This window comes from Bradyrhizobium cytisi (genome assembly GCF_008123515.1).
Lineage (GTDB): Bacteria > Pseudomonadota > Alphaproteobacteria > Rhizobiales > Xanthobacteraceae > Bradyrhizobium > Bradyrhizobium cytisi.
The window spans coordinates 51322-64014 of sequence record NZ_VSSR01000037.1; the positions used below are offsets into that span (position 1 = coordinate 51322).

Here is a 12693-nt window from a genome sequence, read left to right on the forward strand (position 1 = left end):
ATGGTTCGTCATCCTTAACCTTTTGGGTTTAATTCGGAACCCGGTGGTCCCCCCAGCCCCCGGTGCACCCATGCGATCCCTGCTCGCGCTTGTCTCCTGTGCCTCTCTTCTCGCGGCATCCAGCGCTTTCGCCGAGACCCGCGTCTTCATCATCGCCAACCAGGCCGACGGCTACGGCGTCGACCAGTGCCTGGCCAAGGGCGAGAAGTGCGGCGCGCAGGTCGCCCGCACCTACTGCCAGTCACGGGACTTTGCACAGGCATCAAGCTACCGCCGGGTCGATCCCGACGAAATTACCGGCTCTGTCCCCAAATCCGGCGCAAACTGCTCCCATGGCCATTGCGACGAATATGTCGCAATCACCTGCCAGCGCTGAATTCGCTCGGAGCTGGCGGACCTTAGGACCCGTTTACCGCCCCTGAAACGACGTGACGCTGCCGCAGGAAGCGGCTATTGGAGGGCGCGCTTCGGCCCCCAAATCACATTGAAAAGTCACTTGGGGCCGTGACCTCGCTAGAATGGCGGATATGCCTGAATTTTTGTCCCTGTCCCGTCCCCGCTCCTTCCTTGCCTGCACCGTGCTTCTGAGTGCGATCGTGCTCGCCACTGACGCCTTTGCACAGGCTGGCCCGCCCGGAGCACCGCCGCCTCCGCCCACCCAGGGCGGGCTCGGGCCGAACCCGATGTGCGTGCGGCTCGAAGGACAACTCGCCGCGCTCAACGGTGGGGCGAGCGGCGATCCCGCGCGCGACGACCAGATCCGCCGCTACCAGGATTCCCAGACCCGCCAGCAAGCCGAGCTCGACCGCGTCACCATGCAGGCCAAGCGCATGGGCTGCGATTCCTCCGGCTTCTTCTCGCTGTTCAACGGCCAGTCGGCGCAATGCGGTCCGGTCAACACCCAGATCCAGCAGATGCGTGCCAATCTCGACCAGATCACCGGCAATCTCGAACGCCTGCGCGGCGGCGGTGCCGGCGGCAGCCCTGAGCGCGACAGCCAGCGCCGCTCGGTGCTGATTGCGCTCGCGCAAAACAATTGCGGCCCGCAATACGCCAACGCCGTGCAGTCGCAGGGCGGCAACTTCCTGAGCAATCTGTTCGGCGGCAATAACGCCAACAATCCGCCGGGCGCGCCGCCCTCCGATCTCGGCGGCCCGCAATCCGGCACCTACCGCACTGTCTGCGTGCGCACCTGCGACGGCGCGTATTTCCCGATCTCGTTTGCGACCGTGCCAGCGCGCTTCCCCGATGACGAGAGGACCTGCAAGGCGCTGTGCCCGGCGGCCGAAGCCGCGCTCTACGCCCACCGCAATCCCGGCGAGGACATGAGCTCCGCGGTCTCGATCAGCGGCCAGCCCTACACGGCGCTGCCGACCGCCTTCAAATTCCGCAGCGAGTTCAACCCGTCCTGCTCGTGCAAAGCGGCGGGCCAGACCTGGGCCGATGCGCTGAAATCGGCCGACGACAAGGCGGCCGTCGAGCAGCAGGGTGACATCATCGTCACCGAGGAGAGCGCCAAGAAGATGCAGCAGCGGCAGCTCACCAAGGGCGCGCCGGCGAATGCCAAGAAGGGCGCAGCTCCTGCGCCGACGACGGCCACGGCACCGGCCGCCACGCCGCCTGCGGATGCGAGCACCGCGGCCACGTCGGAGAACAAGCCGATCCGCTCGGTGGGCCCGAGCTTCCTGCCGCAGCAGCAGAAGTAAGCGGCTCCAAACTCAGTGTCATGCCCCGCGAATGCGGGGCATCCAGTACGCCGCAGCAGCAGTCGGTTTTCGCGATTTCCGCCGCGGAGTACTGGATCATCCGCCTTCGCGGATGATGACAGCGGAATGGATCGCCTACCCCTCGAACGCGTCGATCGACGCCTTGCTGCCGGGCGAGACCAGCGTCTCGTCGGGCGCGGGCAACTTCTCGCCTCTGTCGCGAAAGCGGTTGGTGATGGGATAGCGGCGGTCGCGGCCGAAGTTCTTCCGCGTCACCTTCACGCCGGGGGCGGCCTGGCGGCGCTTGTATTCGGCGACGTTGAGAAGATGGTCGATGCGGGTCACCGTCTCGCGGTCGAAGCCCGCGGCGATGATCTGGTCGAGTGGCTCCTCGCGTTCGACCAGACGCTCCAGGATCGCGTCGAGCACCTCGTAAGCCGGCAGTGAGTCCTGATCGGTCTGGTTCTCACGCAGCTCCGCAGTCGGCGGTCGTGTGATGATATCGGGCGGGATCACCTCGCCCGCCGGTCCGAGCGCGCCGTCCGGTTTCCATGCATTGCGCAGCGCCGCCAATCGAAACACCTGCGTCTTGTAGATGTCCTTGATCGGATTGAAGCCGCCGTTCATGTCGCCATAGAGCGTGGCATAGCCGACCGACATTTCCGACTTGTTGCCTGTCGTCACCACCATCAGCCCGGTCTTGTTGGAGATCGCCATCAGCAGCGTGCCGCGCGTCCGGGCCTGGAGGTTTTCCTCGGCGATATCGGGCGGCAGGTTCTTGAAGATGCCGGACAGAATGGTCTCGAAACCATTCACCGCCTCCGCGATCGGCAACACCTCGTAGCGGATGCCGAGATGGCCGGCGAGCTCGCCCGCATCGGCAATCGAGTGTGCCGCCGTGTAGCGATAAGGCAGCATCACGCCGTGCACCTGGTCGGCGCCGAGTGCGTCGACCGCGATCGCCGCACAGAGTGCGGAATCGATGCCGCCCGAGATGCCGAGCAGCACACCGGGAAAGCCGTTTTTGGTAACGTAGTCGCGCAAGCCCAGCACGCAGGCGGCATAGTCGGCCTTATCGCCCTCGGGCTGCTCCGCGATCGGACCCGTGCAACGCCAATCGCCGCCGTTTCTGATGAAGCGCAACGTCGTGACGTTCTCCTCGAACGCGGGCAGTTGCGCGGCAAGCGAGAGATCGCCATTGAGCGCGAAAGACGCGCCGTCGAACACGAGCTCGTCCTGGCCGCAGACCTGGTTGAGATAGACCAGAGGCAGGCCGCTCTCGGTGACCCGCGCGACCGCCACCGACAGACGCACATCGTTCTTGTCGCGGCCATAGGGCGAGCCGTTCGGGACCAGAATGATCTCGGCGCCGGTCTCGGCCAGCGTCTCGATCACGTTCTCGTAGTCCTCGGACTCTTCCAGCCAGATGTCCTCGCAGATCGGCACGCCGATCCGCACGCCGCGCACGGTGACCGGACCAGCAGCTGGCCCGCGCGCAAACAGCCGCTTCTCGTCGAACACACCGTAATTCGGCAGGTTGCATTTGAAGCGCAACGCGGCGATGCGCCCGCCGTCGAGCAGCGCACAGGCATTGTAGAGCTTGCCGTCCTCGACCCAGGGCGTGCCGACCAGCAGCGCCGGGCCGCCGTCGGCGGTCTCGCGCGCTAGCGCTTCGATGACGGAACGGCAGGCGGCCTGGAAGGCAGGCTTCTGCACCAGATCTTCCGGCGGATAACCGGCGATGAACAATTCCGGAAACAGCACCAGATCGGCACCATCGGCGATCGCTCGCTCGCGTGCCGAGCGAACCTTCGCGGCATTGCCCTCGATATCGCCCATGGTCGGATTGAGCTGGGCGAGCGTGACCGCGAATGCGTCGAGACGTTCGGTCATGGCCACCGCACTCCAATTTCGTGGCTAGAGGAATCCCAGACGCTCGATGATCGCGATGATCCAGAACGCGCCGGCCATCAGCAGCGCGACGCCGACCGCGGCCGAGCCCATGTCCTTGACCCGCCCGATCTGCTTGTCGTGATCCATGGTCAGGCGATCGGCGAGCTTCTCGATCGCGGTGTTGAGCAACTCGACCACCAGCACGAAGGCGACCGAGCAGACCAGCTCGACCGCGCGCGTCGCGCTGGCGGCGACGAACCACGCCACCGGCAGCGACAGGAGCAGCGCAAAGATCTCCTCGCGGACGGCCTGCTCCGAGTGGAACGCAAAGGCCAGACCGTTGCGGGAGTTGATCGTGGCCTTCCAGATCCGCAGCAAGGATTTAGAGCCCCGCTGCAGCCGGCATCGGCCTGACCTTGCCGGCGCGTTCCTGCTTCAGCAGTTCGGCGACCAGGAAAGCCATATCGATGGATTGCTCGGCATTGAGGCGGGGATCGCAAACCGTGTGGTAGCGGTCGTTGAGATCCTCGTCCGTGATGGCGCGGGCGCCGCCGATGCACTCGGTGACGTCCTGGCCGGTCATCTCCAGATGCACGCCGCCGGCGTGGGTGCCTTCCGCGGCGTGGATCGTGAAGAACGACTTCACCTCCGACAGCACGCGGTCGAACGGCCGCGTCTTGTAGCCCGACGTCGAGGTGATGGTGTTGCCGTGCATGGGGTCGCACGACCAGACCACCACCCTGCCCTCGCGCTTCACCGCGCGGATCAGGCCCGGCAGATGGTCGGCGACCTTGTCGGAGCCGAAACGGTTGATCAGCGTCAGCCGGCCCGGCTCGTTGTCAGGATTGAGCACGTCGATCAGCTTCAGCAGCTCGTCGGGCTTGAGCGACGGGCCGCACTTCAGGCCGATCGGGTTCTTGATGCCGCGGAAATATTCGATGTGGCCGTGATCGAGCTGGCGGGTGCGGTCGCCGATCCAGATCATGTGGCCCGAGGTCGCGTACCAGTCGCCGGTCGTGGAATCGACGCGGGTCATGGCCTGCTCGTAGCCGAGCAACAGCGCCTCATGGCTGGTGTAGAAATCGGTAGCGCGCAGCTCGGGATGGCTTTCGAGATCGAGGCCGCAGGCACGCATGAAGTTGAGCGCGTCCGAGATGCGGTCGGCCAGTTCCTTGTAGCGGCGGGACTGCGGCGAGTCCTTGAGGAAGCCGAGCATCCACTGATGCACGCTGCCGAGGTTGGCGAAGCCGCCGGTGGCGAAGGCGCGGAGCAGGTTCAGCGTCGCGGCCGACTGGCGATAGGCCATTAGCTGGCGCTGCGGATCCGGCACGCGCGCTTCCCTGGTGAAGGCGATGTCGTTGACGATGTCGCCGCGATAGCTCGGCAGCTCGACGCCGTCGATCTTCTCGGTCGGCGACGAGCGCGGTTTTGCAAACTGGCCGGCGATGCGGCCGACCTTCACCACCGGCACCGCGCCGGCATAGGTCAGCACCACCGCCATCTGCAGCAGCACGCGGAAGAAGTCGCGGATGTTGTTGGCGCCGTGCTCGGCAAAGCTCTCGGCGCAATCGCCGCCCTGCAGCAGGAAGGCGTCGCCGGCCGCAACGCGCCCCAGCGCCTTCTTCAGATTGCGCGCCTCGCCGGCAAACACCAGCGGCGGAAAGGTTGCAAGCTGCGCCTCGACGTCGGCCAAAGCCTTGGCGTCGGGATAATCGGGCACCTGTAGCACCGGCTTGCTGCGCCAGGACTCGGGCGTCCACCGCTCGGACATCGCAATCTCTCCGTGAAGCAAAAAGTGCAACCTGATCTGTGGGTTGCGAGGGCCGCCTTATACACAGGCTGGCGCGACACCGCCAGTTGTAAATCCATTCCGCAATGCAAACCCTTGCGGGCAAAGCCGAATTCGCATTTGCTGGGGGTGGCAGAGGAAACCGGCAAGACAGCTTCGATCCATGGACGCGGCACTGGACGACGTTTTCATCGACGAGATCAGCTTCCCGGCGACCGACGGGTATGCGCTGACCGGCACCCTGTTCCTGCCGCGCGGCGCCAAGCGCCATGCCGTCCTGATCAATTCGGCGACTGCCGTCCCGCGAAAAATCTATCGCGGCTTCGCCTCCTATCTCGCCCACCGCGGCTGTGCGGTCCTCACTTACGACTATCGCGGCATCGGCGACTCCCGCCTGCCGGCCATGGTCGGCTACAACCAGCCGAAATCGCTGGTCGGCTTCAAGGCCTCGATGTCGGACTGGGCCGCGCTCGACATCACCGCCGCGGTGAGCTGGATGCGCGAGCGTTACAACACGCTCCCCCTTGCCTATTTCGGCCATTCCTTCGGTGGCCAGGCGCTCGGGCTGATCGCGAACAACACCGACATCTCGCGCGCCGCGTTCGTGGCCTCGCAGGCCGCGACCTGGCGGCTGATGACGTCGCCGGAGAAATACCGCGTCTTCGCATTCATGAATTTCGTCGGCGTCCCGCTGGTCCACGCACTCGGCTACGCGCCGGGCTGGGTCGGCATCGGCGAGGATCTGCCCAGGGGTGTCTTCCTGCAATGGGCGGACTGGGTCTCGAGCCCGCGCTATCTGTTCGATTCCAAACTGCCGGCGCTGGCGAATTTCGCAAAATTCAAGGGCGAGCTGCGCGCGCTGTGCTTCTCCGACGATCCTTGGGCGACGCGGCCGGCGGTCGAGCTGCTCACGTCAGGCTTCACAGCGATCAAGCCGGAGGTGCTGACGGTGAAGCCGTCCGACGTCGGCGCCAAGGCGATTGGCCATTTCGGTTTCTTCCGCACCGAGCACCGCGACACGCTGTGGCGCGGCCTGGCGGAATGGATTCAGGGGGAGTGATCGTCAGGCGGCCGCGGGCAGTTTGACGACGATCCGCAGCCCTGTTCGTCCAGCCTCCGTCATGTTCACCGCTTCTATCGTCCCACCGAGCCGATCGACGATCCGCTTCACGATCGAGAGGCCGAGACCGACGCCATCGCCTTCCGGACGCTGACCACGGAAGAACGGCTCAAAAATCCGGTCGATCTCGTCGGGGGAAACGCCGGGCCCGGTGTCCTCGATTTGAAGCACGGCCGTCGTGTCGTCCTGGTAAATCGCCACGTCGATCCTGCCACCTTCCGGCGTGAACCGGAGCGCGTTGTCGATGAGATTACGGATCATGGCGGCGAGCATGACAGGCTCACCGCGCACCGGTACAAGCTCAGCTCGTGCGAAGCCGAGATCGACGCCGCGGCCGATCGCCTCCCGCAAGAGATCAGCGATCACCCTTCTCGCCGTGCGATCGAGCTCCACGACCTCCCATTGGACGCGATCGGAGGGCGTTACGTCATGCCGTGCCAGCGCCAGCAACTGTTCCAAGAGATGCTTGCTGCGGCGCATGCCTTGCCGAAGCGCCGCAAGGCGCTCGCGCGCGGCCGGCGGCAGTTCGACTTGATCGAGATTTTCGGCCTGCAAGCTCAGCGCGGTGAGCGGCGTGCGCAGTTCGTGCGCAGCATCGGCGACGAACCTGCGCTGCTGCTCCATCATGTCGTGCACGCGGCGCAGCAAGCCGTTGATCGAGGACACGAACGGGTTGAGTTCGCTCGGGAGGCCGTGAAGCGGGAGCGCCGTCATGTCATCCGCGGGCCGGGCATCGAGTTCGTCTGCCAGACGCACCATCGGGCGCAGCGATCTGGCGATGACGAAGGCGATCACCAGCATCAGGCAGGGGATGAGCGCTGCAATCGGAAGCACGGTACGGAACGCCATGTCGCCCGCGATCTCATCACGAACGCCCGTGCTCTGCGCCACTGCAAAGCGGCTGCCGTCGGACCGCGTCCGCAACACCACGCGGATCGGCTTTCCGTTTCGCGTCGCGTCGCGCATCCCGTCCTGAAGCCGCCACAGCTGGCGCTGCTCGGGCGTGCCTTGCGGCGCCTTGCCCAGCTCCATCAACCAGATTTCGGAATCCTCATCGACCCCATGGAGGTCCTGAGTTCCCGTGAGACCACCGCCCTGAACGAGATCTGCGATCTGGATCAGGACGGAGTCCTGGGTCTCGATGGCTTCGTCGAATGCCCACCGGTGCGCAAACACGCCCCCCACAAGACCTGTCAGCAGGACAATCGTCGTCAAGCTGATGAACAGCCGGCCGCGCAACGACTTAGTCATGGCCCCCGATCCACCATCCATCCCATCCCGCGCACGTTACGGATCGCCTCCGTGCCGAGTTTCTTTCGGATGGAGTGGATCAGGAACTCGACTGCATTGCTTTCGACCTCCTCGTTCCAGCCGTAAAGCTGCCGCTCGAGTTCGCTCCGCGACAGGATAGTCCCGGGCCGCGTCAGCAAGGCCTGGAGCAGCGCGAACTCGCGCGCGGTCAGAATGGACGTCTGGCCGTAGAGCGAGGCTTCGCGGGTCGCAGGATCGAGACTGAGCTTGCCATTGCCAAGCACAGCGGGCGCACCGCTGCCTTCACGGCGAAGCACCGCCCGCATCCGCGCCAGCAGTTCGCGGATCTCGAACGGCTTGACGAGATAATCGTCCGCGCCGAGATCGAGCCCTTCGATCCTGTCGTCAAGCGCATCGCGCGCCGTCACGATGATGACGGGAAGCTTGCGGCCGTCAGCACGCAGCCGCCGCAAAATATCGCGGCCGTCGGTATTCGGCAGACCGAGATCGAGCAGCAGCACCTCGTAGGATTCGCTTTCCGCGGCCAGCAGCGCGGTCTCGCCGTCCCTGACCCAATCGACGGCGTAAGCGGCATCCTTCAGCGCCTGCTCGATCGCCGCGCCAATCATCCTGTCGTCCTCGACCAGCAGAACCCGCAAGACTCGATCCTCAACCGCTGGCCATCCGGCCGTCAAGATCATGGCCATTCCGACTTAGCGCAGAGTTAGCAAACGCCAGCAGGCCCAAATTGCGGCGAAGGCCAGCCTGCCCGGAATTTTCTCATCCCTAAGCCGGGGCTAAGTCCTCTGCGCGACGCTCCGACATCACTTCGGCTTTGGGAGATTTGGGCGTGTCGCAACATTCAGGCTTTGGCGCAAGGCGGATGCTGAACAAGGTTCCGGAGGTCACCGCGACCTTCTGGGTCATCAAGATCCTCTCGACCACGGTCGGCGAGACCGGCGCCGACTATCTCGCGGTGCATGTCGGCCTTGGCGCCAGCCTGACCGCGATCTGCATGACCGGCCTGCTGATTGCCGCGCTGCTGCTGCAACTGAACCGCCGCGCTTATGTACCCTGGATTTACTGGCTCACCGTCGTCCTCGTCAGTATCGTCGGCACGCAGCTCACGGATCTGCTGACAGACAAGCTCGAGATCAGCCTTTATGTCAGCACCGCCGTCTTCGCCTGCGCGCTGGCTGCGACTTTTGCGGTCTGGTTCGGCGTCGAATGCACGCTGTCGATCCGCAGCATCGTCACGACGCGACGCGAGCTGTTCTACTGGACCGCGATCCTGTTCACCTTCGCACTCGGCACCGCCGCCGGCGATCTTGCGACCGAAGCACTCGGTCTCGGCTTTCAGCTCGGCGTCGTCGCCTTCGGCGCGCTGATCGTGGCGGTGGCCCTCTCTTACACCATCGGCGCCAATCCCGTTCTCACCTTCTGGCTCGCCTACATCCTCACTCGCCCGCTCGGCGCCTCGCTCGGCGATCTGCTGTCACAATCGCGCGAGTATGGCGGCATGGGCCTCGGCACGATCCACACCAGCATCGCCTTCCTCACCGTGATCGTCGGCCTCGTTGCCTGGGTGACGTTCGAAGGCGACGGCGCGCGCCGCGCCGGTCCGGCGCAATAACGCCAATCACAGTTTCAACGCAGCCTGCACGGACGCAGGAGCCACACCAGGAGAAACCACATGATGAAACTCATTCCCGCCGTCGTCGTTTGCCTGCTGACGACCTTCACGGGCGAACCGAACATGCATGCGAGCCAACGCTTCACCTTCGTGCCGCTCGCGGAGGCCGCGACCGCCAAGCTCGGCGATCTCACGCCGTTCCGCAGCATCGTCGTCGATGTCGCCGCACTGGTCGACAAGGGCGACCTGCCCGGCGCCAAGACAAGGATCAAGGATCTCGAGACCAAATGGGACGAGGCCGAAGCCGGATTGAAGCCGCGTGCGGCGGCGGACTGGCACACGGTCGACAAGGCGATCGATCGCGCGCTGGAGGCGTTGCGCGCTGGCACGCCGGACGCTGCAAAATGCAAGCAGGCCATCGCCGATCTGCTCGCGATCATGGATAGCGTCGCCAAGGCCTGAGACGACAACGAGGACACCATGCAAGATTACACGAAGAGCAACCTCGTCAGCGAGAGCAAGGTCCCTGAAGTCACACTCGGCTTCTGGATCATCAAGATCGCCGCCACGACTCTCGGCGAGACCGGGGGTGACACCGTCACAATGACGCTGAACTGGGGTTATCTCGCGGGCACCTGCCTGTTCCTGGCGGCGATGATCGTCCTGGTCGCCGCACAGATCCGCGCGCGCAAATTCCATCCATCACTGTACTGGACGACCATCGTGGCCTCGACCACCTTCGGCACCACGATGGCCGACTTCGCCGACCGCTCGCTCGGCATCGGCTATACCGGCGGCGCGACGCTCCTTCTCACCTGCCTCGTGCTGGTGCTTGGTCTCTGGTATCGCACCGAGGGAACGATCTCGGTCAACAGCGTCAGCACGCCGCGGGTCGAGGTCTTCTATTGGGGAGCGATCACCTTCTCGCAGACGCTCGGCACCGCGCTCGGCGACTGGATCGCGGATACCGGCGACATGGGCTATCGCGGCGGCGCGCTGATCTTCGCAACCGGGCTTGCCGTCATCGCCGCACTCTATTTCTGGACCCGCGTCTCTCGCGTCACGTTGTTCTGGGCCGCCTTCATCCTGACGCGACCGCTGGGTGCGACCGTCGGCGACTTCCTCGACAAGCCGCTCGATCATGGCGGCCTCGCGCTGAGCCGGCCGCTGGCCTCGGCCGTGATCGCGGCGTTCATGGTGGGCTGCCTGCTGCTGATCCCGCAACGCGCGGGGCAGCATCCAGGCGATAGTCGAACAGCGGAGCAAACCTGAGAAATCGATTACCGGATGATCGTCGTCAGCGACGAGTAGCGCTTGTTCGGCTTGGCTTCGGCCGCCGAGAACTGCGCGAAGGCTTCGCTGACGCGGGTCGCCGGTGGCGTGTCGCTGGCAAAGCGGAATTCCTTCGGTTTCGGCGCGTAGTAGCTGGCGCTGTAATAGGCGTCGTCGAAGCGCGCCTCGCCGACGCCGAACACTGCGTCGCAGACGAACAGGAGCGCGTAGACTCCTGCGACCGCAGCGACGATCTCCTTGAGAACTGACATGCTGATGCCCCAACCTTTTGCAGGCAGGATGCATGTCGGTTCCAAAGCGGAGGTTTAAGCCGCTTCGGTTCTTGTCCGCAGGGTTTGCCGCGCGTGAGCGGATTGCAGACACTTTTATCGATCCCCGAAAAGAGAGCCCGCCTGACCGGACGGATCAGGCGGGCTCCAGGATTGGCCGCTCGGGAGGTATCAAACGGCCAAATTCATCCAGACAGCCTTCGGCTCAGTGAAATTGTCGAGCGCAGCAGTGCCGTGCTCGCGGCCGAGGCCGGAGTCGCGCTCGCCGCCCCAGGGCAGGCGCACGTCGGTGTAGCCATAGGTGTTCATCCAGACCGTGCCGGCGCGAGCCCGCTTGGCGAAACGCTGCAGCTTGCCGATATCGCGGCTCCAGACGCCGGCGGCGAGGCTGTAGGCCGTGCCGTTAGCGATCCGTAAAGCATCGGCCTCGTCCCTGAACTCGATGACGCTGACGACGGGGCCAAAGATCTCCTCCTGTGAGATCCGCATCTCGTGTTCGACATTCGCGAACACCGCGGGGCTGATGAAATAGCCGCGATCGCCGACCTTCTCGCCACCGGTGACGAGGGTCGCGCCCTCTGCCCGTCCGATATCGACAAAGTCGAGGATCGACTTCATCTGCTTTTCGGAGATCACGGGACCAAGCGCCGTCTTGCGGTCAAGCGGGTCGCCGATTCTGATCGACTTCGCGCGCGCGGCGAGGCGTTCGACGACTTCGTCATAGGCCTTCTCCTGCACCAGCACGCGGGAGCCAGCCGAGCACACCTGGCCGGCATTGAAGAAGATGCCGGAGGCCGCAGCCTTGGAAGCCGCTTCAAGATCCGCATCGTCGAAAATGACGTTGGCCGACTTGCCGCCGAGCTCGAGCGAGACGCGCTTGAAGTTGCTGGCCGCGGCCTTCATGATTCCACGGCCCACGCCGGGCGAGCCGGTGAAGGTGACCTTGTCGACATCGGGGTGATTGACCAGCGCGTCACCAACGACACGTCCGGGCCCGGTGACGACGTTGAAGACGCCCGCCGGCAGGCCCGCTTCGAGCGCGAGCTCCGCAATGCGCAGCGCGGACAGCGAGGTCAGTTCGGCCGGCTTCATCACGATGGTGCAGCCGCAGGCCAGCGCAGGTGCGAGCTTCCACATGCCGATCATCAGCGGGAAATTCCACGGCACGATCGCCGCGACCACGCCGACCGGCTCGCGCACGGTGTAGGTCAGGGCATCATCCCGGACCGGCACGACGTCACCGCTGATCTTGTCGGCCCAGCCGGCGTAGTAGATCAGCGTGTCGACGGCAGCCGGAAAGTCCTGGCGCGCCGTCGCGGAGATCGGCTTGCCGGCGTCGATCGACTCGAGCTCGATGATTTGTTCCGCGTGCTGCTTGAGCAGGTCCGCCCAGCGCAGCAGAATCTGGCCGCGCTCGGAGGCGCGCATCGTGCGCCACGGGCCTTCGAAGGCCCGGCGAGCGGCGGCCACGGCGTGCTCGACATCGGCCTCGTTGCCCTCGGCGATGGTGGCGATGACCCGCCCGGTGGCGGGGTTGAGAGATTTGAAGGTCCGGCCGGAGCTCGCGGGGACGCGGCGGCCGTCGATGAGCAGATGCTGCGGCCGGGACATGAACTCGCTGGCCGGCGAGTGGGCAAAGTCATATGCAGCAGACATCATATTTCCTCCAGTTCTAGTATGCCAAACTAGGCGCCTATTGACCCGATTTAAATATGATATGATGTGCCAATGGACGCCCC

General features: G+C 64.9%; 13 protein-coding genes. 6 read left to right on the forward strand and 7 right to left on the reverse strand.

The features are described from left to right. Positions 1–70 precede the first annotated feature (70 nt). Both FXB38_RS22375 and FXB38_RS22380 read left to right on the forward strand, forming a co-directional pair. Positions 71–376, forward strand: a complete 306-nt coding sequence (locus tag FXB38_RS22375; RefSeq protein WP_148753143.1) for a hypothetical protein — start codon at positions 71–73, stop codon at positions 374–376. 142 nt (positions 377–518) lie between these two features. Next, positions 519–1706, forward strand: coding sequence for a DUF2865 domain-containing protein (locus FXB38_RS22380; RefSeq protein ID WP_148753144.1), 1188 nt, complete (start codon positions 519–521; stop codon positions 1704–1706). Positions 1707–1841: 135 nt separating this feature from the next. Here the strand turns inward: FXB38_RS22380 and FXB38_RS22390 are convergent, their stop codons facing one another. The 3 genes from FXB38_RS22390 to FXB38_RS22400 are packed head-to-tail and all read right to left on the reverse strand — an operon-like array spanning position 1842 to position 5370. Continuing rightward, positions 1842–3599 (reverse strand): NAD+ synthase, encoded by a 1758-nt coding sequence (locus FXB38_RS22390; protein WP_148753145.1) that lies wholly within the window; start codon positions 3597–3599, stop codon positions 1842–1844. Positions 3600–3623: 24 nt separating this feature from the next. Continuing rightward, positions 3624–3977, reverse strand: coding sequence for a diacylglycerol kinase (locus tag FXB38_RS22395; protein WP_148753146.1), 354 nt, complete (start codon positions 3975–3977; stop codon positions 3624–3626). A gap of 4 nt (positions 3978–3981) precedes the next feature. Beyond that, entirely contained in the window at positions 3982–5370 is a 1389-nt protein-coding gene (locus FXB38_RS22400) for a class II 3-deoxy-7-phosphoheptulonate synthase (RefSeq protein ID WP_148753147.1), read from the reverse strand. A gap of 181 nt (positions 5371–5551) precedes the next feature. Here FXB38_RS22400 and FXB38_RS22405 point away from each other — a divergent pair, with 181 nt between their 5' ends. Further along, positions 5552–6448, forward strand: a complete 897-nt coding sequence (locus FXB38_RS22405) for an alpha/beta hydrolase family protein (RefSeq protein ID WP_148753148.1) — start codon at positions 5552–5554, stop codon at positions 6446–6448. Positions 6449–6451: 3 nt separating this feature from the next. Here FXB38_RS22405 and FXB38_RS22410 read toward each other — a convergent pair whose 3' ends face one another. Continuing rightward, complete coding sequence (locus tag FXB38_RS22410; RefSeq protein WP_187435060.1) at positions 6452–7759, reverse strand: ATP-binding protein; 1308 nt, start codon at positions 7757–7759, stop codon at positions 6452–6454. Further along, entirely contained in the window at positions 7756–8418 is a 663-nt protein-coding gene (locus FXB38_RS22415) for a response regulator transcription factor (RefSeq protein ID WP_148753150.1), read from the reverse strand. Before FXB38_RS22415 ends, FXB38_RS22410 begins: the two co-directional genes overlap by 4 nt. A gap of 224 nt (positions 8419–8642) precedes the next feature. Between FXB38_RS22415 and FXB38_RS22420 the strand changes: the two genes are divergently transcribed. From FXB38_RS22420 to FXB38_RS22430, 3 genes are all read left to right on the forward strand, one after another. After that, a complete protein-coding gene (locus FXB38_RS22420; RefSeq protein WP_148753182.1) occupies positions 8643–9392 on the forward strand; it encodes a COG4705 family protein in 750 nt (249 codons plus the stop codon). A 123-nt stretch (positions 9393–9515) separates the two neighbouring features. After that, positions 9516–9854, forward strand: coding sequence for a hypothetical protein (locus tag FXB38_RS22425; RefSeq protein ID WP_246230039.1), 339 nt, complete (start codon positions 9516–9518; stop codon positions 9852–9854). Between the two features lie 18 nt (positions 9855–9872). After that, the gene (locus FXB38_RS22430; protein ID WP_148753151.1) at positions 9873–10664 is read left to right on the forward strand and encodes a COG4705 family protein; all 792 of its coding nucleotides are present in this window, start codon (positions 9873–9875) and stop codon (positions 10662–10664) included. Positions 10665–10672: 8 nt separating this feature from the next. Here the strand turns inward: FXB38_RS22430 and FXB38_RS22435 are convergent, their stop codons facing one another. Next, positions 10673–10936, reverse strand: coding sequence for a hypothetical protein (locus FXB38_RS22435; protein ID WP_148753152.1), 264 nt, complete (start codon positions 10934–10936; stop codon positions 10673–10675). A gap of 189 nt (positions 10937–11125) precedes the next feature. Then, positions 11126–12610 carry an aldehyde dehydrogenase family protein gene (locus FXB38_RS22440; protein WP_187435063.1) on the reverse strand — a complete coding sequence of 495 codons (1485 nt, stop codon included), beginning with the start codon at positions 12608–12610 and terminating at the stop codon, positions 11126–11128. Positions 12611–12693 lie beyond the last annotated feature (83 nt).

What these genes read in the sequence shown, in the direction of transcription:
- FXB38_RS22375 (WP_148753143.1), top strand. Translation starts at nt 71, where the DNA reads ATGCGATCCCTGCTCGCGCTTGTCTCCTGTGCCTCTCTTCTCGCGGCA.
- FXB38_RS22380 (WP_148753144.1), top strand. Translation starts at nt 519, where the DNA reads ATGGCGGATATGCCTGAATTTTTGTCCCTGTCCCGTCCCCGCTCCTTC.
- FXB38_RS22390 (WP_148753145.1), bottom strand. Translation starts at nt 3,599, where the DNA reads ATGACCGAACGTCTCGACGCATTCGCGGTCACGCTCGCCCAGCTCAAT.
- FXB38_RS22400 (WP_148753147.1), bottom strand. Translation starts at nt 5,370, where the DNA reads ATGTCCGAGCGGTGGACGCCCGAGTCCTGGCGCAGCAAGCCGGTGCTA.
- FXB38_RS22405 (WP_148753148.1), top strand. Translation starts at nt 5,552, where the DNA reads ATGGACGCGGCACTGGACGACGTTTTCATCGACGAGATCAGCTTCCCG.
- FXB38_RS22410 (WP_187435060.1), bottom strand. Translation starts at nt 7,759, where the DNA reads ATGACTAAGTCGTTGCGCGGCCGGCTGTTCATCAGCTTGACGACGATT.
- FXB38_RS22420 (WP_148753182.1), top strand. Translation starts at nt 8,643, where the DNA reads ATGCTGAACAAGGTTCCGGAGGTCACCGCGACCTTCTGGGTCATCAAG.
- FXB38_RS22425 (WP_246230039.1), top strand. Translation starts at nt 9,516, where the DNA reads ATGCATGCGAGCCAACGCTTCACCTTCGTGCCGCTCGCGGAGGCCGCG.
- FXB38_RS22430 (WP_148753151.1), top strand. Translation starts at nt 9,873, where the DNA reads ATGCAAGATTACACGAAGAGCAACCTCGTCAGCGAGAGCAAGGTCCCT.
- FXB38_RS22435 (WP_148753152.1), bottom strand. Translation starts at nt 10,936, where the DNA reads ATGTCAGTTCTCAAGGAGATCGTCGCTGCGGTCGCAGGAGTCTACGCG.
- FXB38_RS22440 (WP_187435063.1), bottom strand. Translation starts at nt 12,610, where the DNA reads ATGTCTGCTGCATATGACTTTGCCCACTCGCCGGCCAGCGAGTTCATG.